Source organism: Streptomyces altiplanensis (assembly GCF_053591575.1).
In genome coordinates this window covers 1-21,531 of record NZ_JBSFUB010000113.1, presented here as the reverse complement: position 1 = coordinate 21,531, position 21,531 = coordinate 1, and the positions used below count along the sequence as shown (strand labels likewise).

Below are 21,531 nucleotides of genomic sequence, written 5' to 3'. Positions count from 1 at the left end.
GTGCGCCATCAAGAACCGCCTCCGTCCCACTTGCCAACCCCGTGACCTGCTTGCTCGACCGGCTGCACCGGCCGCCGGCCGCCCGGCGATGACGCCGCCGGGCGCGGACGGGCCGGACGGGCCGGACGGGCCCGGGGAGTGCGGATGCGCAGCACGCGTACAGATTCCGTGGAGATTCCCGCGCACCGTACTCACCCTGGCGTCGGAAGCACGCGCGGGCCTTGTCCGTGCGATCGTGTTTCACCTGCTGACCTGTGCGTACACATATGAATCCGGATTTTGCGACCCTCTCCCGCGGCCGGACACCGTGGGGTACCGTCACGGCGCTGTGCGGAGCGCCACAAGGAGTAGTCATTGCGCGAGTTCACTGTTCCACCCCTGGTGACGGCGCCTCAGGTCGGCGGACTGGCGGACGCCGTCTTCGACCACGCCGAGCAGGACCCGCACCGTGTCGCGCTCGGACGCAAGGGCGAGGACGGGCACTGGCACGACGTGACGGCGGGCCGGTTCCGTGACGAGGTGCTGGCCGTCGCCAAGGGGCTGCTGGCACACGGCGTGCGGTTCGGCGACCGTGTCGCGATCATGTCACGTACACGCTACGAGTGGACCCTCTTCGACTTCGCGCTCTGGACGGTCGGGGCCCAGCCGGTGCCGGTCTACCCCACCGCCTCCGCCGACCAGGTCTTCTGGACCCTGCACGACGCCGGGGTGACGGCCTGCGTGGTCGAGCACGAGGACCACGCGATGACCGTCGGCTCGGTGATCGACCGGCTGCCGATGCTGGGGCGCCTGTGGCAGCTGGACGCGGGCGCCGAGGCGGAACTGGCCCTGGCGGGGGCGGACATCGACGACGAGGTGGTGCACCGCCACCGGCGGGCGGTGACGCCGGATTCGGTGGCGACGGTGATCTACACGTCCGGCACCACGGGCCGGCCCAAGGGCTGTGTGCTCACGCACGCCAACTTCATGTACGAGTGCGACACCCTGCTGGCCCGCTGGGAGCCGGTGTTCCACTCCACACCGGGCGACGAGGCGGCGACCCTGCTGTTCCTGCCGCTCGCGCACGTCTTCGGACGGATGGTCGAGGTCGCGGCGGTGCGCGGGCGGGTCAGGTTCGGGCACCAGCCGGTGCTCGCGGCGCAGGCACTGATGCCGGACCTGGCGGCCTTCCGGCCCACGTTCATCCTGGCCGTGCCGTACATCTTCGAGAAGGTCTGCGCCGGCGCGCGGCGCAAGGCGGAGGCGGACGGGAAGGCCGGGGCCTTCGACAAGGCCGTCGAGGTGGCGGTGCGGTACGCCGAGGCGCAGGAGCACCGCGCCTTCGGCACCGGCCCCGGGCCTTCCGCGGCGCTCCGGCTCCAGCACCAGTTCTTCGAGAAGACGGTGTACGCGAAGGTGCGCGAGGCCATGGGCGGGCGCGTACGGCACGCGATGTCCGGCGGCTCGGGCATGGAGCGGCGGCTCGGCCTGTTCTTCGCGGGCGCGGGCGTGACGATCTTCGAGGGGTACGGGCTCACCGAGTCGACGGCGGCCGCGACCGCCAACCCGCCCGAGCGCACCCGCTTCGGCACGGTGGGGCTCCCCCTGCCCGGTACGACGGTCCACATCGCGGACGACGGGGAGATCTGGCTGCACGGCGGCCAGGTCTTCTCCGGATACCTGAACGACCCCAAGGCCACCGACGCCGTACTGCACGAGGGCTGGCTGGCCACGGGGGACATCGGCGCGCTGGACGAGGACGGCTACCTGACGATCACCGGACGGAAGAAGGAGATCCTGGTCACGTCGGGCGGCAAGAGCGTGTCGCCGATCGGCCTGGAGGAGCGGGTCCGGGCCCATCCGCTGGTGGCCCAGTGCATCGTCGTCGGCAACGACAGGCCGTACATCGCGGCGCTCGTCACCCTCGACCAGGATGCCGTGGACCACTGGCTCCACATGCGCAACAAGCCGCCGCTGGCCCCGGCCGACCTGGTGCGCGATCCCGACCTGGAGACGGAGGTACGGCGCGCGGTGGTGGCCGCGAACACGCTGGTCTCGCAGACCGAGTCGATCCGTACGTTCCGGATACTGGCCCACCAGTTCAGCGAGGAGCACGGGCTGCTGACCCCCTCGCTCAAGCTCAAGCGCAGGGCGATCGAGGCGGCGTACGCGGTGGAGGTCGAAGCGCTTTACCGCTGACGGGAATGTGCGGGGTTCCGTGATCGTTGACGGGGGGAGTACCAACCGACGACGTAAGGATCGATCGCTCGTGAGCAAGGCCCCTTCCCTCACCCTGAACAACGGCGTCGAGATGCCCCAGCTCGGTTTCGGCGTCTGGCAGGTGCCTGACGACGAGGCCGAGAAGGCTGTCGGAACCGCGATCCGGGCCGGGTACCGCTCCATCGACACGGCCGCGATCTACGAGAACGAGACGGGCACCGGGAAGGCCATCGCCTCCTGCGGTGTCGCCCGTGACGAGCTGTTCATCACGACGAAGCTCTGGAACACGGAGCAGGGTTACGACTCCACGCTGCGCGCCTTCGACAGCTCGCTGGAGAAGCTCGGCCTGGACTACGTCGACCTGTACCTGATCCACTGGCCGCTGCCGGCCAAGGACGCGTACGTGGACACGTACAAGGCCTTCGAGAAGATCTACGCGGACGGCCGTGCCAAGGCGATCGGCGTCTCCAACTTCCTTCCCGAGCACATCGAGCGCCTGATCGGCGAGACCTCGGTCGTCCCGGCCGTCAACCAGATCGAGCTCCACCCGCAGCTCCAGCAGGAGGCGTCCCGCGCCTTCCACGCCCAGCACTCCATCGCGACCGAGGCGTGGTCGCCGCTCGGCCAGGGCAAGGGCCTGCTGGAGGTCCCGACGGTCGTCGCCGTGGCCCGCAAGCACGGCAAGACCCCGGCCCAGGCGGTGCTGCGCTGGCACCTCCAGATCGGCAACGTGGTGATTCCCAAGTCCGTGACACCCTCCCGGATCGAGGAGAACCTCGACGTCTTCGACTTCGAGCTGGACGCCGACGACCTGGCGGCCTTCGCCGCGCTCGACGAGGAAAGGCGCCTCGGCCCCGACCCGGCGACCTTCGACTTCGGCGCCTGACGCGGAGCGCGGAGCCGGAGTCCGGAGCCCAGCACGGAGTCCGGAACCCGACGGCGCCTGCCGGACCCGGTCCGGCAGGCGCCGTTCGCCGTCCACAATTGTCTCGACTGCCTCAACTGCCCGAAGGAGCAAGAGACATGAGCGGGGAAGCCCGGGAGCCGCGGCTCAAGGTCATCGAGGAAGGACCGTACCGGCTGCGCAATGTGGGCAGCGGACTGCTCCTGGAGGTGTACGGCGGCGGCAGAGGCAGCGGCGTCAACGTCCAGCAGGGCAAGGACACCGGCGCACCGGCGCAGCAGTGGGAGGTGTCGGCCGTGCACAGTGGCGGCGGCCTCTACCACCTGGTGAACGCCGCGAGCGGCAAGCGGCTCGACGTGGCCGGGGCCTCCACCGAGAACGGCGCCAACGTCCAGCAGTGGAAGGCCAACAACTTCGGCGCCCAGGAGTGGATCATCGAGCAGCACCTGGACGCACCGGGCACGGTCACGCTGATCAGTTACGTCAGCGGGCTGCTGCTGGAGGTCGCTGACGGCAGCATGGACGACGGCGCGAACGTGCAGCAGTGGGAGGACACCGACTCCCCCGGCCAGTGGTGGCAGCTGGAGCCGGTGGTCACCCCTTAGGTCCGGTCCGCCGGCCGGTCAGAGGCGGTGCGCGAGATGCAGGGTGCGCGCCTTCAGCAGGAACATGTCCGGACGGTGCGCCAGCCCCGCCGCGTCCTGCGCGTCCAGCAGCCGGTCCAGCGTCGCGGTGTCGTCGGCCGTCAGGTGTTCGGCGAACACGTCGCGCTGCCGTGCGAAGGTCTCGACGACCATCTCGCGCGCCGCGGCCGACAGCGGCGCCGGCAGGTCGAGCAGGAACGAGCGGCTGCCGTCCGGGGTCAGCCCGGCGGCGGCCAGCAGCGCGCTCCAGTCCTCCACCTCTGCCTTCGCGCCGGGCAGCGCCTCCCGCATCGCGGTGAACCACTCGACCGACACGGCCTCCAGCCGCGCCTCCAGGCCCGGCCTGCCGATCCCGATGTCACGGGGCAGGTGGCGCGCCGGCAGGCCGCCCTCGAACAGGGCCACCGCCCCTCCGGGCCGCAGCAGCCCGGCGAAGCCGGTGAGGGCCGCGCGCTGGTCACCGACGTGGTGCAGGGAGTTGGAGGCCCAGACCAGGTCGGCTTCGCCCAGCGAGCCCAGCTCGCCGGGGACTTCGGCGGCGACGGTACGTACCCGCTTCCCCAGCCCGGACCGCTCCGCCCGCGCCCGGGCGCGTTCCAGGAGCGCCGGGGTGCTGTCGACGGCCACGACCTCCGCGTCCGGGAACGCCTCGGCGAGCAGGCAGGTGATCAGTCCGGGGCCGCTGCCGATGTCCAGGACGCGGCGTACGCCCTGCGGCCCCCGGAAGCGCTCGGCGATCCAGGCGGCGGCCTGCTCGTACACCGGACGGTGCACCTCGGCCTCGTGCTCCAGGTGCGTGGCGAGCGCGTCCCAGTCGAAGTCGGTGGCGTGGTGCTCAGGGCCGTGACCGTGGTCGCGGCGGTGAGCGTGACCGGCACTGTGGTGATCGTTGTGGGTCGTCATGCCCCCACCTTCCCGCCGGATCGCTCCCGCGGCGAATCTTCTTGCCGCTTCGGCAAAACGCCGCCCCTCCGGCGCTCCCGCGAGGCGGTGGCAGCCGGCGCGGGGCGTCTTCACGGCCGACGGCGAGAAGGTCCGGCCCGCCGACCGTGCCGGCCGTCCCGGGTGTGACGCAGAGGTGTGACGCAGATGTATTGCTGAGGCGAACCGGCGGCCATAGCTTGCGGGCATGGAGTTGGAGCTGCGCCACCTGCGGACCGTACGGGCCATCGCCGACGCCGGAAGTCTCACCAAGGCGGCGGCGTCCCTCGGGCTGGCGCAGCCCGCGCTCAGCACCCAGCTGCGGCGGATCGAGAAGGCACTCGGCGGCCCCCTCTTCGACCGCGACCACACCGGTTCGCGGCCCACCCCGCTCGGCGAACTGGTGCTGGAGCGGGCGCGGGTGCTGCTGCCCGCGGTCCGTGAACTCCAGGAGGACGCGGTCCGTTTCGCCAACACCTGGGCGAACATCCAGCGCTTCCGGCTCGGCGGTACGCACGGGCCGCTGCTGGGCGGCCTGGTCGACCGGCTGGCGGCCGCCCTCCCCACGACGCCCGTCACCACGTACACCACCTGGTCGGTGGGTGAGATCAGCACGATGCTGGTCGAGGGCAGGCTGGACTTCGGGCTGATCGGGACCTGCGGGCAGAGCTCACCGCCCGCGACGGACCGGCTGACCTGGCAGCCCGTCGGGGTCGATCCGGTCTTCGTGATGCTGCCCGAGTCCCACCGGCTCGCGGACAGAACGGAGTTGGAACTGGGGTGGCTGGCCGGGGAGTGCTGGACGGACGTGCCGGGCGAGGGCTGCTTCGCGGACTGTTTCGCCGCGGCCTGCGCGCGGGCCGGTTTCGCCCCGGTGTCGGTGTACGAGACGGACACGGCGTCCTGCGTCCACCTCGTCCAGGTGGGGCGGGCGGTGGGCCTGTGCCGGGCGACGTTCCCGCCGACACCGGGAATCGTCACGCGTCCGCTGGCCGGGGCGCCGCTCAGCTGGCGCCATCTGCTGGGCTGGCATCCGGGGGCGCCGGCGGCCGACGCGGCGGTGACGGTGAGCGGGCACACGCGCGGGGCGTACGCCGACGCGGTGGAGCGCAGCGAGAGCTACCCGGCGTGGCTGGCGTCCCACCCGCGCTTCGGCGCGACGTCCTGACGGGTCCTCCACCGCCGCCGGCCGGGCGCCCGCCCCCTCCCCGCGCGGCCCGCGGAGCGAGGGGGCGGGCGCCCGGCCGCGTCAGCTCGCCCCGTGTCCCGGCGCGATGTCCTCGACCCGGCGTGCGAGCTCGAAGTCGAGTTCGGTCACGGCGCCTCCCGCGCTGTGCGTGTTGACGGTCAGCGCCACGGTGTTGTAGCCGAGCGTCAGGTCGGAGTGGTGGTCCAGCTCGTCCTGGATCCCGGCGACATGGACGACCAGCGCGGTGGCCGCGAAGTGCGTGCCGAGCCGGTACGTACGGGCGATCCGGTCGCCGTCCAGCGACCAGCCCGGGAGTTCACGGAGACGGTCCTCGATCTCCTTCTGCGACAACGGCTCAGTGGGCATGGGGAAGCTCCCTCCACGATGCGGTGTTGCCGGTCAGCCTGCCACTTCCGGCCGGAACGGGCACGCGCGACCGCGGGTCGGTTACCGTCTTGTCCCATGACAACTGTCGCGGTCGGCCGGGGGGTGGGCGCGCTCCTTCGCGGCTGGCGCGAGCAGCGCCGGCTGAGTCAGCTGGAGCTCGCCCTGCGCGCGGATTCGTCCGCCCGGCACATCAGCTTCATCGAGACCGGCAGGTCGCGCCCGAGCGAGGAGATGGTGCTGCGCCTGGCCGAGCACCTCGACGTGCCGGTGCGGGAGCGCAATGCCCTGCTGCTGGCGGCCGGTTACGCCCCCCGGTACGCCGAGACCTCGCTCGACGACCCGGCGCTGGGCGCCCTGCGGGAGGGCATCGGACAACTGCTGGCGGGATACGAGCCGTACCCGGCCCTCGTCGTCGACGGCTCGTACACCGTCGTCGCCGCGAACCGCGGGATCATGATGCTGCTCGACGGCGTGCCGGAGCACCTGCTCGCGCCCCCGCTGAACGCGATGCGGCTCACCCTCCACCCGGAGGGCCTGGCCCCGCGGATCCGCAATCTGCCGGAGTGGCGCGGGCACCTCCTGGCACAGATGGAGCGCCAGATCGCGCTGGCCAGGTCACCGGCGCTGCGCGCGCTGTACGACGAGGTGGCGGCCTATCCCGTGCGGGAACCCGGGCCGGGAGAGGCGCCGCGCCCTGAGGATCCGCCGTACCCGTACTTCGCGCTGCCGCTCCAGGTCGAGCACGACGGCCAGGTGCTGTCCTTCGTCTCGTCGATCTCGACCTTCAACACGCCGATGGACGTGACGGTCGCCGAGCTGGCCATAGAGACGTTCCTCCCGGCCGACCCGGCGACGGTCAAGTACCTCCGGTCGCTGTCCGTCTGAGCGGGCGGCCACTCACACCGGCCGCTCGCCCCGGCCCCTCATCCCCTGGCGCGCAGCGCGAGGTGCTGGAGCCCGGCGAATCCGGCGACGGTGGCGGCCTGCACCGGAATCCAGAACGTCCCGGCGGCCGTCGGCGAGAACCACAGCACGAGCGCGGCGAGACTGGCCACGGCCCACACCAGGTTGGCCTCGATGACGGCCTTGACGGGGAAGGCGGCGGGCTGCCGGCGCGAGGCGAGGTGTCCGACCGCCGCCCCGAACAGTACGAGGAACACCCCGATGGCGAGCAGCTGCCCGGAGCCGACCCCGAGGAGCCGTCCGACGGGGCCGGACGCGGCGACGTACACGAGCCCGTTGGCGGTGGTGACCACGGCGTCGAGCGCGAGGAAGCGGCGCAGCATCGTCTGCGGGTCGGTGGTGCGGGACAGGTTGGCGAGCAGGGTTGCGGACATGACGCGTCAGCCTCCGTCGGGGTCGTACGGACCGGAAGGGGGCCGGGGACCGGGCGGAGTGCGCCGCCCGGGCCCCGGTGACCGCAACGATGCCGGGTCTGCGGGAGGGGGTCGATTACCCCGGGGGTAATGCGGCAGCGGAACGCCCCTCGTACGGCACCGGGGGAATGCCGCCGCGGGGCGGGCGTGGTGTGCTGGTCGCGGACCAGGCCGTCGGCGCGGCGGCGGGGAGGGACCGGACCTGTTCACACGGAGGAGATTCCCGATGGCGATTTTCATGCAGGCCGAACTGACGGGCGTGACGACCGAGCAGTACGACGAGCTGCACGCCAAGCTCCGGTCGCTTCCCGGCAACCCCTTCGAGGGCTGTCTGGCGCACGTCGCCGTCCCGACCGGATCCGGCCTGCGGATCTTCGATCTGTGGGAGTCCGAGCAGGCCCTGCGGCGGTTCAGCGAGACCGTCATGCCGGTCGCGGCGGAGGTCGGCATCCCGCAGGGCGGCATGCCGCAGACCTCGCAGGTGCACAACTACTGGGTGCCGGGGATGTAGGCGGCCTGAGCCCCCCGGCGGCCGCTCCGGAAAATTCTTCGAAGAATTCCGGGCGGGCTGTCGATCCCGGTGTCTCCCGTTCGACGCAAGGGTGAGAGGCGGGGAAAGCCCCCGCCCTCCCGCACCGAGGAGTCACCGTGCCGCGCTTCCTGACGCTGATCCGCATCGACGAGCAGAACGCCCCCGCCGAAGGCCCCAGCCCCGAACTCGTGGAGCGCATGGGCGCGCTGTTCGAGGAGATCACCAAGGCCGGGGTCATGCTGGACACGGCCGGGCTCACGCCGACCTCCGAGGGCACCAGGGTCACCTGGTCCGGCGGGAAGACGAGCTACACCGACGGGCCCTTCACCGAGAGCAAGGAGGTCATCGGCGGTTACTCCATCATCCAGGCCAAGGACAAGGCCGAGGCGGTGGAGTGGACCAAGCGGTTCCTCCAGACCCACGAGGACTACTGGACCATCACCGTCGAGGTCCGTGAGATCACCGAGGGCTGATCCGGCCGCGCTTGCCCCGCCCTCGTGCGGCTGCTCTGATAAGTGGCCGTGACAGCAGCAAGCGACGTGGCCGAGACGGTCGAAGCGGTGTTCGGGATCGAGTCCGCGCGGATCATCGCAGGTGTCGCCCGCATCGTGCGGGACGTGGGCATCGCCGAGGAGCTCGCGCAGGACGCCCTGGTCGCCGCACTGGAGCAGTGGCCGGAGTCAGGTGTCCCGGACAGGCCGGGCGCCTGGCTCATGGCCACCGCCAAACACCGCGCGATCGATCTCGTACGCCGCAAGGAGACGTACGCGCGCAAGCTGGCGGAGGTGGGGCGGGCACTGGAGGACGTGCCGCCGCCCGAGCCGGCGGACGCCGACGGCATCGACGACGACCTGCTGCGGCTGATCTTCACCGCGTGCCATCCGGTCCTGTCGACGGAGGCCCGGGTCGCGCTCACGCTGCGGCTGCTGGGCGGGCTGACGACGCAGGAGATCGCCCGCGCGTTCCTGGCCTCGGAGCCTGCGGTCGCCCAGCGGATCGTGCGCGCGAAACGGACGCTCGCCAAGGCCGGGGTGCCCTTCGAAGTACCGTACGGCGCCGAACGGGCGGCCCGCGTCGAGTCGGTCCTCGAAGTCATCTACCTGGTGTTCAACGAGGGGTACTCCGCGACGGCCGGCGACGACCTGGTGCGTCCGGCCCTGTGCGAGGACGCGCTGCGGCTCGTGCGCGTCCTCGCGGCGCTGATGCCCGGGGAGCCCGAGGTCCACGGTCTGGCCGCGCTCCTGGAGTTCCAGGCGTCGCGCATCGCGGCCCGCACGGGCCCCGGCGGCGAGCCGGTGCTGCTCGCCGACCAGAACCGCGCCAGGTGGAACCGCATGCTCGTCCGCCGCGGCATGGAGGCCCTGCGGCGCGCGGGCCTCGGCCCGTACTCCGTCCAGGCCGCGATCGCCGCGTGCCACGCTCGGGCGATCCGCTACGAGGACACGGACTGGGCGACGATCGCCGCACTGTACGGCCGGCTGGCGGCGCTGGTCCCGTCCCCCGTGGTCGAGTTGAACCGGGCGGTCGCCGTCTCGATGTCAGAGGGACCGGCGGCCGGCCTGACACTGGTGGACGCCCTGGCCGACGAGCCGTCCTTGAAGGACTACCACTTGCTGCCGAGCGTCCGGGGCGACCTGCTGGAGCGTCTGGGGCGGGGAGAGGACGCGCGCGCGGAGTTCGAGAGGGCGGCCTCCCTGACCCGCAACGCACGCGAGCGGGAGCTGCTGCTGAAGAGAGCCGATGCCGCCGGCCCGGCGGAGAGGCGACCGGAACACAAGATCACTTCATATAGGGTTACTGGCAGGTAATGACCGACCTGCACCAGGGGGAAGCTCTCATGCTTCGACGTATTTCCACGCTCGCCGTGACCGCCGCGATGACCGGTGGCGTTCTTCTCACGGCTCTGCCGGCGCACGCCGCCACGACCGGCCAGCAGACCGTGGCCGCTCGCGGCGGCGCCATCACCGTCAACATCGAAGAACTGCGCAAGCAGTCCGCCGATCTGAAGGCCAAGGCCAGGAAGCTGGACCGGATGGGCGAGCCCGAGGCGGCGAAGCGCGCCCGCGCCCAGGCCGCGGCGATCGACCGGCGGATCAAGCAGTTCATCGACGCCGAGAACAACATGTGATCCGCTCCACCGCACGCCGTCGCCCGTCCCCGCGTCCGCCGGGGGCGGGCGATGTGCCGTCCTGCACCCCGAAGGCGGGCCCGCTGGCTTACGATCACCGCTGACGGCTCGGTCTTCCCCACCGATGCCCGCGCCCCGCCCCATGGAGGTCAACCGTGTCCAGGACGGCCAAGGGCCACCGCGCCCGCCGCTTCCGTACTCTCGCCGCCGCCGGTGCCGCGGCAGCCGGACTGTTCCTCGCCGTCGGCTGTTCTTCGGGCGACGAAGGGCCGGGCGAGGCCGCCGGGGGCGTACCCGTGGTCGAGAAGGGCAAGCTGACCACCTGCACCCACCTGCCGTACCCGCCCTTCCAGTCGGAGCAGGACGGCAAGGTCGTCGGCTTCGACGTGGCGCTCGTCGACCTCGTGGCCAAGAACCTCGAGGTCGAGCAGAAGATCCTCGACACCCCGTTCGAGAACTTCAAGACGGGCGCGTTCCTCAACTCCGGCGAGTGCGACCTCGCCGCCGCCGGCATGACCATCACCGACGAGCGCAAGAAGAACGTCGACTTCTCCGTGCCGTACTTCGATGCCACCCAGGCGCTGCTCGCGACGAAGAAAAGCGGCGTCAAGACGCTGGACGACGTCAAGTCCGGGAAGAAGAAGCTCGGGGCGCAGGCGGAGACGACCGGCGAGAGCTACGCCACGAGCAAGGGCTTCGACCCGGTGGCGTTCGAGAGTTCCGACGCCGTGCTGAACGGGCTGCGCACCGGTCAGGTCGACGCCGTCGTCATCGACTACCCCGTCGTGCAGGGCTGGCTCAAGGACAAGGCCAACGCCGACGCGTTCGTCCTCGGCCAGAACATCGAGACCGGTGAGAAGTACGGGTTCTCGGTGAAGAAGGGCAACACCGAGCTGAAGGCCGCCATCGACAAGGCCATCACCGACGCCAGGGCCGACGGCACGTACAAGAAGCTCTACGAGAAGTGGATCGGACCGATGCCCAAGGCCGCCCGGTCGTGACGTCCCGGCTCTCCAGGCGGCAGCGGCGCCGCGTCTCGCAGGGCATCCAGTACGCCCTCTTCGTGGCGGTCCTGGCCCTGCTCGGTTTCCTGGCCGACTGGGACCGGCTGCAGAACCAGTTCGCGCAGAAGGACCTGGTCGCGGAGCTCTTCCCGGAGATCATCACCACCGCCCTGCGCAACACGGTGGTGTACACGCTCTCCGGGTTCGCGTTCGGGCTGGTGCTCGGCCTGGTCGTCGCGCTGATGCGGCTGTCGTCCGTGGCCCCCTACCGGTGGGTCGCGAGCGTCTACATCGAGATCTTCCGCGGCCTGCCCGCCCTGCTGATCCTCATCTTCGTGGGCGTCGCGGTGCCGCTCGCGTTCCCGGGGACCGAGATTCCCGGCGGTACGTACGGCAAGGTCGCCCTCGGCCTCGGTCTGGTCGCCGCCGCCTACATGGCCGAGACCATCAGGGCGGGCATCCAGGCCGTGCCCAAGGGGCAGATGGAAGCGGCCCGTTCGCTGGGCTTCTCGCACGCCCGGGCGATGGTTTCGGTGATCATCCCGCAGGCGTTCCGCATCGTCATCCCGCCGCTGACCAACGAGCTCGTCCTGCTGTTCAAGGACTCCTCGCTGGTGCTGTTCCTCGGCATCACCCTCAACGAGCGGGAGCTGACCAAGTTCGGCAGGGACCTGGCCAGCCAGACCGCCAACTCCACCCCGATCCTCGTCGCGGGGCTGTGCTACCTGATCGTGACGGTGCCGCTGAGCTTCGTGGTGCGCCGCCTGGAAGCCCGCGCCGACAAGGCCAAGTGAGGACGAGCCGATGCCACAGCCCGAGATCGAGATCCGCGCCCTGCACAAGTCGTTCGGGGACAACCACGTCCTGCGCGGCATCGACCTGGAGATCGCCCGGGGCGAGGTGGTGTGCGTCATCGGGCCCTCCGGCTCGGGCAAGTCGACGCTGCTGCGCTGCGTGAACCTGCTGGAGGAGCCCAGCAAGGGCCAGGTTTTCGTCGGCGGTACGGAAGTCACCGACATCGAGGTCGACATCGACGCGGTGCGCCGCCGCATCGGCATGGTCTTCCAGCAGTTCAACCTCTTCCCGCACGTCACCGTGACCGAGAACCTCACCCTGCCCCAGCGGCGGGTGCTGGGCCGGGGCAAGGCCGAGGCCGCCGAGGCGGCCCGGGAGAACCTGAAGCGCGTCGGACTCTCCGACAAGGCCGACGCCTACCCGGCGCAGCTGTCCGGCGGGCAGCAGCAGCGGGTGGCCATCGCCCGCGCACTGGCCATGGGACCCGAGGTGATGCTCTTCGACGAGCCCACCTCCGCGCTCGACCCGGAGCTCGTCGGCGACGTGCTCGCGGTCATGCGGGTGCTCGCCTCGGAGGGCATGACGATGATGGTCGTCACCCACGAGATGAGCTTCGCCCGGGAGGTCGCCGACCGGGTGGTGTTCATGGACGGCGGGGTGATCGTCGAGGAGGGCCCGGCCGAGCAGGTCGTGGGCGATCCCCGGCACGAGCGGACCAGGAACTTCCTCAACCGCATCCTGGACCCGTCCGCCGCCGCCGCGCCGGGCGCGGACACCGGCGGGCCCGCGGCGGACTGACCCCGCGGGCGGCAACCGTGCGGGCGGCGGAGGCCGGGCGGCCGGAGGCGGTTCAGCGAGCCGTCGGGTAGCAGTGCGCCGGGGCGTCCGGGAGGTCCAGCTCCGGGCGCCAGGCGCGCAGTACGGACGCCGACGGTACGAAGAGGTCCCCGGGGACGTCGTCCGCCCCGAACCACTCCCACCGCACGATCTTGTGCGGCTCGGTGACGCGCGGCGTGCCCGTGGCGCCCTCCAGCACCGCGGCGGCCGTGACCCGGGTGACGCCGCGGGCGCCGTCCATGAGTACGGCGACGATGCGGACCGCGGCGGCGTCGGCGCGCAGCGAGGTCTCCTCCGCCAGTTCGCGCACGGCGGCCTCCTCGAAGCTCTCGCCGGGGTCGACCTTGCCGCCGGGGAGCTCCCAGCGGCCGTCGTGCGCGAGGCCCAGCAGGACACGGCCCCCGGGATCGGCGACGACGACTCCTACGCCGGTGAGCCCGTTCGGCGCGGGGCGGGCCCGCTCGGGGCGCTCGGCGGCGGTAGCGGGGTGGGCCGTCATGTGTACCTCCTGGTCCGGAACGGGCGCGGGGTGCCCGAGGGAGGGTAGCGGGCGCAGGGAGCCCGGGGCGGCGGGATACCCGCGGCGCTTTCCCCTGACCGCTCCTTCCCACGACCGGGGCTCCGCCCCGGCCCCCGGGAGATCAGGCACTCAGGCCCCGGCCCTGGCCTTGCGGGCCGCGATCCACGCGTACACCAGCACCCCCGCGAACAGGAACAGCACGCCCTGGTAGACCGCCGCGTAGCCCGAACCCGCGACCAGCCACATCGAGAAGCCGAAGGCGAGGGCCGCGAGGACCGCGTCGCGGACCAGGCGGCGGCGGTCGACGCGGGCGGACCGGCCGGAGGCGAGGAAGTAGATCTGGGCGGCCGTGGACAGCAGGTACGGGACGGTGGCCGTGAAGGTCGTGACCAGGACCAGGATCTCGAAGACGCCCTCGGAACCCGCCGTGTAGTTGTAGACCGTGAGGAGCGAGGCCAGGACGGCCGTGACCAGGACGCCGACCGTCGGGACCCCGCGCCGCTTCGTGGCGAACACGGCGGGGAAGAGGCCGTCCTTCGCGGCGGCGTACGGCGTCTGCGCGCTCAGCAGCGTCCAGCCGTTGAGCGCGCCGACCATGGAGACCAGTGCGGCGCAGGCGACGGCGGTGCCGCCCCACGAGCCGCCGAACATCGCGTTCACGGCGTCGGAGAAGGGCGCCGTGGAGCCGACCAGCTTGTCGTGGGCGACGGTGCCGAAGACCGCGAGCGTGCCCAGCAGGTAGATGAAGGCGGCGCCCAGCGTGCCGAGGATGGTGGCGCGGCCGACGTTGCGCCGCGGGTCGCGGACCTCGCCGGCGCTGACGGCGGCGGACTCCACGCCGAGGTAGCTGAAGAGCAGGATGGCGGCGGAGGCGGAGACGGCGCCGAGCGGGCCCTGGCCGCTCGCCTGGAACGGGCCGAGGTTGGACGGGTCGAAGAAGAAGAGCCCGCCGACGGCGACGAGCAGCAGCGGCGCGAACTTCAGGACCGTCGCCACGAGCTGGACGGCGCCGACGTAGCGTGTGCCGGCCAGGTTGGCGAGGGCGGGCAGCCACTGGAGCACCAGCGCGGCCGTGATCGTGGCGGCGACGGAGCCGTGGACGGGTATGAGGACGTCGAGGTAGCCGACGGCGGCCACCGCGAGCGCGGCGTTGGACACCCAGGTGGTGATCCAGTAGCTCCAGGCGGCGAGGAAGCCGGCGAAGTCGCCGAAGGCCTCGCGGGCGTAGACGTACGGGCCGCCGGTCTGCGGGTGTCTCTGGGCGAGCCGTCCGAAGACCAGGGCGAGCGCGATCGCGCCGAGGGTCAGGACTCCGAAGGCGACCAGGCTGATGGTGCCGAAGGGGGCGACGGAGGCGGGCAGCAGGAAGATTCCGCCGCCGATGATGTTGCCCATGACCAGGGCGGTCGCCACCGGCAGCCCGAAGCGCCGGGCGTGCTTGCCGCCCTCGTCGGCGTCGACCGCCGGGGTGACTGTGGGGGGTGGGGTGGTCAGGGTGGTCATGGGGGGTGCGCCTCTCTCCGTGCCAAAGCCCGACCATGCTCCGGCACGGGAAACAGTGCACCAAATCAGGCGGATTTATCCTGTACGGTGCTGCCCCTGACCGGAAAAGGTCCTTCCGCTTCCGTTTCTGACCGGGGATCCTCCGCCGCCGTCAGCGGCACCTGCGGCCCCTGGCACTCGCGCAGCCAGCGCCGCAGCACCCGGTGCACCTGCTCGGCTCCGGCCAGCTCCCGCCCGTCGGCGACGGGCGGGGAGAGGGTGTACGGCGACATCAGGAAGGGCCGGGCCTGTTCGCCGCCGAGGCCGCCGTGCGAACCGATCTGCTCCTCGAAGGCGTGCACGCGACCGGTGTCCGGGTCGTACCAGGAGTTCACCATGATGTCGGCGGCATGGGGAAAGCCGTCGGTCCGGCGTACCGCGTCGGCGGCGCCCGGGCCGAACACCGCCAGCGGCCCGGTGTCCCCCGTGCCGTCGTCGTCGAGACGCAGCTGCGCGCCGTCGGGCCCGAGCACCAGTGCGCCGTGCTCCTCGCTCCGTACGAGCAGGAAGCCGATGCCGGGGTGGTTGGCGAGCGTCGTCAGCAGCGCGGGGTGGTGCCGGTCGATCTGCTCGCGCGTCGCCCGGCCCGTGGTGTCGGGGAAGGAGATCAGCCCCAGGTTGCCCGAGGCCAGCACGACCGGGTCGGTGCCGGGCTCCGGGCGCTCCTCCTCGTCGTCGGCCACCGGGCGGTGCAGCGCGGTCCGCACGGCGTCGCGCGCCTCCGACGCGCTGACGGTGCGCGCCGCACGGCGCGGGACGGGCAGTCCGCAGCCGGCCCTGACGAGGTTCGCGAGGGTGAGTCCGTACGCGCCCTCGAAGGTCTCCCCCGGGCTCTGCCCGTGATCGGAGAGGAGGACGATCCGGTACGCGCGCGGGGCGTGCTCGGCGACCTTGGCTATCAGCCCCAGCGACCGGTCGAGCCGCTCCAGGACCTTCAGCGCGTCCGGGCTGTGCGGCCCGGAGTGGTGCGCCACTTCGTCGTACGCGACGAGGTCGGCGTAGACGGCGGTGCGTCCGGCGAGCATGTCGCCGAGCACCGCGGCGACCACCACGTCGCGCTCGACGACGGTCGCGAAGGCCCTGATGAAGGGGTAGAAGCCGCCCCGCTTCACGCGCGGGCTGTCGCTGCGCAGCCACGCGGCGGTCGACTGGCCGATCTCCCGGGCGACCTCGGCGACGAAGGACATGCTGGTACGCACCGTATTGGCGGGGTCGGAGAAGTACGCGAAGTAACCGGCGCGGGACCGGTTGGACCTGCCGCGCCTGGCGGCGATCGACAGGACGAGGGCGAGCTGGTCGGCGCCGCCGCTGAAGAGGTTGCCCCGGCTCGCGCCGTCGAAGGCGAGCAGCCCGCCGTCGCCGGTGCGTTCGATCGCGCGGCGCTGCATCAGCGCGGCGCTGGCGGGGCGGCTGGAGACGACGACCTCGCCGCTCTCCTTCTCGTACCAGCGGAACGCGGGAACGTCGAAGTTCGAGCCGTGCAGGATGCCGAGCTGGCTGGCGCCGGTCTGGCTGGACCAGTCGGTGCGCCACGGGGTCAGCCGGTGGGTGGGCTCGTCGCCGCCGAGCCAGGCGGCGACGGTCGGCATCAGCCCGTCGGCGACCGCCTCGCGCAGCGCCTCGTGGCCGACGCCGTCGAGTTGCAGGAAGAGCATGCCGGGCAGCCCGTTGCGCCCGTCGTCGCCGGCCCGCCGGTGGCGGCGGTGGGCGAGCCTGTAGAGCCTGCGCCGGTACGCGTCGTCGTCGCGTACCGCGAGCGCTCCGGAGGTGGCCGACGCGACGGCGGACATGACGGCGGCGACGACCACGGCGGTCTCGGGGTCGGCCTCGCCGCGCCCGTCGGGGATGAGACTGAGCGCGACGAGCAGCAGGGAGCCGTTGAGGAAGAAGGCGAGCAGGCCGACGACGAGTGCGGGGACGAGCAGCAGCGCGCGTACGGCCAGCGGCCACACCAGGGCGCCGAGCAGGCCGAAGGCGCCGGCGCCCCAGACCGCGGTGAGCGCGACCCGGGTGATGCTGTCGCCGTCGTCGTCCTGGAGCTGGAAGTCCGGCAGGATGCCGGCGAGCACCAGCATCGTGAGCGTCGAAACGGCCCACACCGCGACCACCCGCAGCAGGGCACTGACCGCGCTGCGCCATCGCCCTCGGACCACGCCGTCCCCACCTCACGTTCCGGGCCGCACCCGGGCCCGCTTCCCAGCGTGGCACAGCGGGACGGGGTCGCCCCGGCTGTCCGCGCCGGTGGGGGGGCGGCCGGGTGCGGAAGAGAGTGCAGAAGAAACCGAAGAGAACCAGTGGGCCGGAAACGGTCAGCAGCCGTCGTACCCGGCCGTGGGCATCGACAGTCTCCGGTGCACGCCGGCCTTCATGGCGGCGCTGTACGCGGGCTCGTGGAGGCCCGCCGTCTCCAGGCGCACGCCCCGGCGCTCGCACTCCGCGGAGAATTCCGGCACGGAGGTCAGCGCCCGCGCCAGCACGCGCTCGCTGGGCGCGACGAAGAGGTCCGCCGCGCCCGCCTCGATGTCCGCCCACAGCCCGGGGTGGTCGGGGCGCATGCCGTAGAGAAGCAGCTGCCGTGCGACGACATAGCCCTGGTCGGCGGCCCAGCGCGCGCACACGGCCTGCTGGCTGCGGGTGTCCACCAGGAACGGGTCCGTGTCGAGCTCCTCGAGCGGGGTCAGGCTGGCGATGACTGCCACGCGTACCTCGTCCATGCCCCCACCCCTTGTGCCGGCTGCCGTCGCCGACGACCCTACTCCGGCCATGCCCCGGGGAGGAGGAGCGGAGTCCCCGCACGCGTGACAGAGCCTCCCGTCGTCCGGAGTGACGGCCCGGACCGGCACCGCCTACGCTCGTACCGGAGACGTTCCCAGCGAGGAGGCCGTTCGTGTCGGTGGAGATCACCTGGTGGGGACACGCCACCTGCACCGTCGCGGACTCCGGGACCCGGGTGCTGACCGACCCCCTCTTCGCGCGGCGCCTCGCCCACCTGCGCCGCAGGCGCGGGGCGCTGCCGCCGCCCGAGGCGGCCGAGGCCGAAGCCGTGCTCGTCTCGCACCTGCACTCCGACCACCTGCACCTGCCGTCGCTGCGCCGCCTCGCGCCCGGCACCACGCTGATCGTGCCGCGCGGCGCCGCGCGGGCCGTGCCCGGCCTGCGCCGGCTCCCCGGGCTCGGGCTGCGCATCACCGAGGTGGAGCCGGGCGACGAGGTGCGGGTGAAGAATCTGGTCGTACGGGCGGTCCCGGCGCTGCACGACGGGCGGCGGCTGCCGATGGGGCCGCACCGCGCCCCCGCACTCGGTTACGTCGTCACCGGTGAGGCGCGCACGTACTTCGCCGGGGACACCGGGCTCTTCGACGACATGGCCGACGCCGTGGGACCGGTCGACGTGGCCCTGCTTCCGGTGGGCGGCTGGGGGCCCTTCCTGGGGCACGGGCACCTGGACGCGCGGCGGGCGGCGCAGGCGCTCGCGCGGATCGCGCCGCGCTCGGCCGTGCCGGTGCACTACGGCACGTACTGGCCGATCGGGATGGACGGGGTCAGGCCGCACGAGTTCCACGCCCCGGGCGACGAGTTCGTGCGGCAGGCGGCGCGGCTCGCACCGGAGGTCGCGGTGCACCGGCTCGGACACGGCGAGAGTGTCCGTCCGGAGGCCGGCCGGTGAGCCACGCCGTGCTCGTGCAGGACGTGGTGCGCCAGGTGCCCCCGGAGTCGACCCAGCAGGCGATCGGCTATCCGGCGCTGTTCCTGCTGGTGCTGCTGGGGTCGCTGGTGCCGGTGGTGCCGACGGGTGCGCTGGTGAGCACGGCCGCCGTGGTGGCCTTCCACCACAGCGACCCGTTCGCGCTGCTCGTCGTCTTCGCGCTGGCGGCGTCCGCCGCGTTCCTGGGCGACATAGGCCTGTACTGGCTCGGTCTGCGCGGGGTCCGCTCGAAGAACGGCTCCCGCCTGCTGGAGACGCTGCGCGGCCGGGCCGCGCCCGACCGTCTCGAACAGGCGCGGCGCAAACTGCACGAGCACGGGTCGCAGGTGCTGGTGCTCTCCCGCCTCGTGCCGGCCGGACGCATACCGGTGATGCTCGCGTGCCTGCTGTCGACGATGCCGATGCGCGGCTTCGCCCGGGGCGACGTCCCGGCGTGCCTCGCCTGGGCGGCGGCGTACCAGCTGATCGGCATCCTCGGCGGTTCGCTCTTCCCCGAGCCGTGGCAGGGCGTGGTCGCGGCGGTGGCGCTGACGCTGCTGATCAGCGGGGCGCCGGCGGTGTGGCGCAGGCTGCGGGGCGCGTAGTACCGGGCCGCCGGACGCGGCTCCCCCGGCGTACCGTCAGGGTTCCAGTACGCGTGAGCCGCCGATCGGCAGGTCCCACAACTGCTCGCGCGGCCGGCCCGCCTGCTGCCAGGCCGCGCGCACCCGGGTCAGCGGCTCCAGGACCGGCTCGGCGGAGAGGACGAACGTGCCCCAGTGCATGGGCGCCATGCGCGCCGCCCCGAGGTCCTGGCACGCCTGTACGGCCTCTTCCGGATCCGTGTGCACGTCGCTGAGCCACCAGCGCGGGTCGTACGCGCCGATGGGGAGCAGCGCGAGGTCGATGCCGGGGTGACGGGCCCCGATCTCCTTGAACCAGTGGCCGTAGCCGGTGTCGCCCGCGAAGTAGACGCTCTGTCCCCGGCCCTGGCGGTCCGTGAGCACCCAGCCGCCCCACAGCGAGCGGCAGGTGTCGGTGAGGGAGCGCTTGCTCCAGTGGTGGGCGGGGACGAAGTCGAAGCGCACGCCGCCCAGTTCGGCGGCCTCCCACCAGTCGAGCTCGGTGACCCGGGTGAAGCCGCGGCGCCGGCACCAGCGGGCCAGCCCCGCCGGGACGAACAGCGGTGTGTCGCGCGGGAGCCGCTTGAGGGTGGGGGCGTCCAGGTGGTCGTAGTGGTTGTGGCTGATGACCACGGCGTCGATCCGCGGCAGGTCCTCCCAGGGCACGCCGACGGGGGTGACGCGGGCCGGCGTGCCGAGGATCTTCCGTGACCAGACGGGGTCGGTGAGGACCGTGAGCCCGCCGATGCGCACGACCCAACTGGCGTGGCCCGCCCAGGTGACGGCGAGGGTGGAGGTCCCGGCGGCGGGCAACGGGCCGGGTTCGTAGGGCAGCAGCGCGATGTCGCGCAGGCCCTCGGGGCTCGGCCGTATGGCGCCCTCGCGGGCGAATCTGGCGAAGGCCTTCACACCGGGGAGCGGGGTGGTGAGGCGGTCGGCGAACGACCGGGGCCAGGAACGGACCTCGCCGAGGGGGCGGGGCGGGGCGGGGGTGCCGGGGACGGCAGGAGGGGCGGGGGCGGCGGGGGTGGCAAGAGCGCGCTCGGCCTGCTGTTGCGTCTCCGTCATCAAGGGTGCTCCGTTCGGTGGCGTAAGCCTGCGTAGGGTCATCGAAGTTCGTCGAAGGCCTTCACGAACGCGCTCAACGCTCGCGCCACGTGCGGCAGTTCCAGTGGATCGGTTGCTGCAAGAGACTCCAGACGCTGCTCCGGGGTTGACCCGAGCAGCGGGGCGGTCGTGATCCGGACACGCAGCGCTCCCATTTCGTCACCGAACCGGTGGCCTCCGGGGACAAGGGTTTCCAGCCGTGCGCTCAGGTACTCCTCCAGGTCCATGGAGTCGTCCACCCCCCGGGCGGCGAGGCCGGCGCGCAGCGGTCCGAGGTCGGCGTACAGGTGGCGGCCGGCGTGCGGCGGGCGGGCGAGCGCGCCGGAGGCGAGGACCGCGTGGTGCGCGGCTGCGGCCACGCGCGCGTGCAGCGCGGCGGCGGCCCGGATCCTGTCGGCGACGGGCCCGGGCTCACCGAGCGCGTACGCCGCCGCCTCGGCGACGGGCCCCGGCACGACGGCGCCGATCGCGGTCAGGAGGTCGAGGGCCCTGGCGCGCAGCGCCACGCCCTGCCCGGTGAGGGGGCAGCGGGCGACAGCCGTCGGCCAGCTCGCCGGTGTGTACGCCCCGGCCAGGTCGGCGAGGACGGTCACCTGGCCAGGGAACATCTCGGCGGGGCTGAGGAACACCGTCTCCTGCGGCCGGTGCAAAGTGTCGCCCCAGGTCTCGTCGCTGACGATGTGCAGGCCCTCGGAGACCGCCGCTTCGCAGACCTCGTGCACGAGCTCGGGCGGGGCGACGGTGGCGGTCGGGTCGTCGGGGACGCAGAGCAGCAGCAGGCGCGGGTCGCCGCCCTCGTCGCGGACCCGCCGTACGGTTTCGAGCAGCGCGAACGGATCGGGTACGCCGCCGCACTCGGCCGGCGTCGGCACGTGGTAGGCGGTCCGGCCGAGCATGGTGGCCTGCGGCACCCACCAGGCGGGGCAGGGTCTCGGCAGCAGGACGTCGCCGCCGACGGCCGCCATCAGCGCGAACAGCAGCGGCTGCGCGCCGGACGCGGCGGCCACGCACCCCGCGTCGGCGTGCAGCCCGCGCCGCTGCCAGTACGCGGCGGCGGCCCCGCGCCGATCCGGTGCACGCACTCGCCGCGCCGGATGCTCTCACAGGCCAGGTGGACGGCGAGCAGCGAGGACGAGCA

General features: G+C 72.5%; 23 protein-coding genes. 14 read left to right on the top strand and 9 right to left on the bottom strand.

The genetic code is table 11. The features are described 5' to 3' along the window. Positions 1–354: 354 nt before the first annotated feature. From ACWD0Y_RS31670 to ACWD0Y_RS31660, 3 genes are all read left to right on the top strand, one after another. The gene (locus tag ACWD0Y_RS31670) at positions 355–2,178 is read left to right on the top strand and encodes an AMP-dependent synthetase/ligase (RefSeq protein ID WP_450263739.1); all 1,824 of its coding nucleotides are present in this window, start codon (positions 355–357) and stop codon (positions 2,176–2,178) included. A 70-nt stretch (positions 2,179–2,248) separates the two neighbouring features. Further along, entirely contained in the window at positions 2,249–3,085 is an 837-nt protein-coding gene (locus ACWD0Y_RS31665; RefSeq protein ID WP_450263738.1) for an aldo/keto reductase, read from the top strand. A 137-nt stretch (positions 3,086–3,222) separates the two neighbouring features. After that, complete coding sequence (locus ACWD0Y_RS31660) at positions 3,223–3,708, top strand: RICIN domain-containing protein (RefSeq protein WP_450263737.1); 486 nt, start codon at positions 3,223–3,225, stop codon at positions 3,706–3,708. An 18-nt stretch (positions 3,709–3,726) separates the two neighbouring features. Here ACWD0Y_RS31660 and ACWD0Y_RS31655 read toward each other — a convergent pair whose 3' ends face one another. After that, positions 3,727–4,650, bottom strand: coding sequence for a class I SAM-dependent methyltransferase (locus ACWD0Y_RS31655; RefSeq protein WP_450263736.1), 924 nt, complete (start codon positions 4,648–4,650; stop codon positions 3,727–3,729). Positions 4,651–4,876: 226 nt separating this feature from the next. On the opposite strand from ACWD0Y_RS31655, the gene ACWD0Y_RS31650 reads away from it, so the two are divergent. Further along, the gene (locus ACWD0Y_RS31650) at positions 4,877–5,836 is read left to right on the top strand and encodes a LysR family transcriptional regulator (RefSeq protein ID WP_450263735.1); all 960 of its coding nucleotides are present in this window, start codon (positions 4,877–4,879) and stop codon (positions 5,834–5,836) included. Positions 5,837–5,917: 81 nt separating this feature from the next. Here ACWD0Y_RS31650 and ACWD0Y_RS31645 read toward each other — a convergent pair whose 3' ends face one another. Then, positions 5,918–6,223, bottom strand: coding sequence for a 4a-hydroxytetrahydrobiopterin dehydratase (locus ACWD0Y_RS31645; protein ID WP_450263734.1), 306 nt, complete (start codon positions 6,221–6,223; stop codon positions 5,918–5,920). 96 nt (positions 6,224–6,319) lie between these two features. Between ACWD0Y_RS31645 and ACWD0Y_RS31640 the strand changes: the two genes are divergently transcribed. Next, a complete protein-coding gene (locus ACWD0Y_RS31640) occupies positions 6,320–7,129 on the top strand; it encodes a helix-turn-helix domain-containing protein (protein ID WP_450263733.1) in 810 nt (269 codons plus the stop codon). Between the two features lie 38 nt (positions 7,130–7,167). On the opposite strand, the gene ACWD0Y_RS31635 is transcribed toward ACWD0Y_RS31640, so the two are convergent. Then, a complete protein-coding gene (locus tag ACWD0Y_RS31635) occupies positions 7,168–7,581 on the bottom strand; it encodes a hypothetical protein (protein WP_450263732.1) in 414 nt (137 codons plus the stop codon). A gap of 265 nt (positions 7,582–7,846) precedes the next feature. Between ACWD0Y_RS31635 and ACWD0Y_RS31630 the strand changes: the two genes are divergently transcribed. The 7 genes from ACWD0Y_RS31630 to ACWD0Y_RS31600 all read left to right on the top strand — a co-directional run bounded on the left by ACWD0Y_RS31630 (position 7,847) and on the right by ACWD0Y_RS31600 (position 12,877). Then, on the top strand, positions 7,847–8,131 hold the full coding sequence (locus ACWD0Y_RS31630) for a hypothetical protein (RefSeq protein WP_450263731.1): 285 nt from the start codon (positions 7,847–7,849) through the stop codon (positions 8,129–8,131). 137 nt (positions 8,132–8,268) lie between these two features. Next, the gene (locus ACWD0Y_RS31625) at positions 8,269–8,625 is read left to right on the top strand and encodes a YciI family protein (RefSeq protein WP_450263730.1); all 357 of its coding nucleotides are present in this window, start codon (positions 8,269–8,271) and stop codon (positions 8,623–8,625) included. A gap of 42 nt (positions 8,626–8,667) precedes the next feature. Then, on the top strand, positions 8,668–9,960 hold the full coding sequence (locus ACWD0Y_RS31620) for an RNA polymerase sigma factor (protein ID WP_450263729.1): 1,293 nt from the start codon (positions 8,668–8,670) through the stop codon (positions 9,958–9,960). Positions 9,961–9,989: 29 nt separating this feature from the next. After that, on the top strand, positions 9,990–10,280 hold the full coding sequence (locus tag ACWD0Y_RS31615; RefSeq protein ID WP_450263728.1) for a hypothetical protein: 291 nt from the start codon (positions 9,990–9,992) through the stop codon (positions 10,278–10,280). A gap of 155 nt (positions 10,281–10,435) precedes the next feature. Then, entirely contained in the window at positions 10,436–11,281 is an 846-nt protein-coding gene (locus ACWD0Y_RS31610; RefSeq protein WP_450263727.1) for an ABC transporter substrate-binding protein, read from the top strand. Then, positions 11,278–12,078 (top strand): amino acid ABC transporter permease, encoded by an 801-nt coding sequence (locus ACWD0Y_RS31605; protein ID WP_450263726.1) that lies wholly within the window; start codon positions 11,278–11,280, stop codon positions 12,076–12,078. Before ACWD0Y_RS31610 ends, ACWD0Y_RS31605 begins: the two co-directional genes overlap by 4 nt. A gap of 10 nt (positions 12,079–12,088) precedes the next feature. Further along, a complete protein-coding gene (locus ACWD0Y_RS31600; protein WP_450263725.1) occupies positions 12,089–12,877 on the top strand; it encodes an amino acid ABC transporter ATP-binding protein in 789 nt (262 codons plus the stop codon). A 52-nt stretch (positions 12,878–12,929) separates the two neighbouring features. On the opposite strand, the gene ACWD0Y_RS31595 is transcribed toward ACWD0Y_RS31600, so the two are convergent. The 4 genes from ACWD0Y_RS31595 to ACWD0Y_RS31580 form a co-directional block, all read right to left on the bottom strand. Continuing rightward, the gene (locus tag ACWD0Y_RS31595) at positions 12,930–13,415 is read right to left on the bottom strand and encodes a nucleotide triphosphate diphosphatase NUDT15 (RefSeq protein WP_450263724.1); all 486 of its coding nucleotides are present in this window, start codon (positions 13,413–13,415) and stop codon (positions 12,930–12,932) included. 150 nt (positions 13,416–13,565) lie between these two features. After that, positions 13,566–14,939 (bottom strand): amino acid permease, encoded by a 1,374-nt coding sequence (locus ACWD0Y_RS31590; RefSeq protein WP_450263723.1) that lies wholly within the window; start codon positions 14,937–14,939, stop codon positions 13,566–13,568. A gap of 65 nt (positions 14,940–15,004) precedes the next feature. Beyond that, positions 15,005–17,131, bottom strand: coding sequence for an alkaline phosphatase family protein (locus ACWD0Y_RS31585; protein ID WP_450263722.1), 2,127 nt, complete (start codon positions 17,129–17,131; stop codon positions 15,005–15,007). 156 nt (positions 17,132–17,287) lie between these two features. Continuing rightward, positions 17,288–17,692 carry a hypothetical protein gene (locus ACWD0Y_RS31580; RefSeq protein WP_450263721.1) on the bottom strand — a complete coding sequence of 135 codons (405 nt, stop codon included), beginning with the start codon at positions 17,690–17,692 and terminating at the stop codon, positions 17,288–17,290. 173 nt (positions 17,693–17,865) lie between these two features. On the opposite strand from ACWD0Y_RS31580, the gene ACWD0Y_RS31575 reads away from it, so the two are divergent. Both ACWD0Y_RS31575 and ACWD0Y_RS31570 read left to right on the top strand, forming a co-directional pair. Then, positions 17,866–18,645 carry an MBL fold metallo-hydrolase gene (locus ACWD0Y_RS31575; RefSeq protein ID WP_450263720.1) on the top strand — a complete coding sequence of 260 codons (780 nt, stop codon included), beginning with the start codon at positions 17,866–17,868 and terminating at the stop codon, positions 18,643–18,645. Then, complete coding sequence (locus ACWD0Y_RS31570) at positions 18,642–19,268, top strand: DedA family protein (protein ID WP_450263719.1); 627 nt, start codon at positions 18,642–18,644, stop codon at positions 19,266–19,268. The genes ACWD0Y_RS31575 and ACWD0Y_RS31570 overlap by 4 nt, the downstream gene beginning before the upstream one ends. A 36-nt stretch (positions 19,269–19,304) precedes the next feature. Here ACWD0Y_RS31570 and ACWD0Y_RS31565 read toward each other — a convergent pair whose 3' ends face one another. Together ACWD0Y_RS31565 and ACWD0Y_RS31560 are read right to left on the bottom strand one after the other, a co-directional pair. Further along, the gene (locus ACWD0Y_RS31565; RefSeq protein ID WP_450263718.1) at positions 19,305–20,354 is read right to left on the bottom strand and encodes an MBL fold metallo-hydrolase; all 1,050 of its coding nucleotides are present in this window, start codon (positions 20,352–20,354) and stop codon (positions 19,305–19,307) included. A 38-nt stretch (positions 20,355–20,392) separates the two neighbouring features. Then, entirely contained in the window at positions 20,393–21,475 is a 1,083-nt protein-coding gene (locus ACWD0Y_RS31560; RefSeq protein WP_450263717.1) for an aminotransferase class I/II-fold pyridoxal phosphate-dependent enzyme, read from the bottom strand. Positions 21,476–21,531 lie beyond the last annotated feature (56 nt).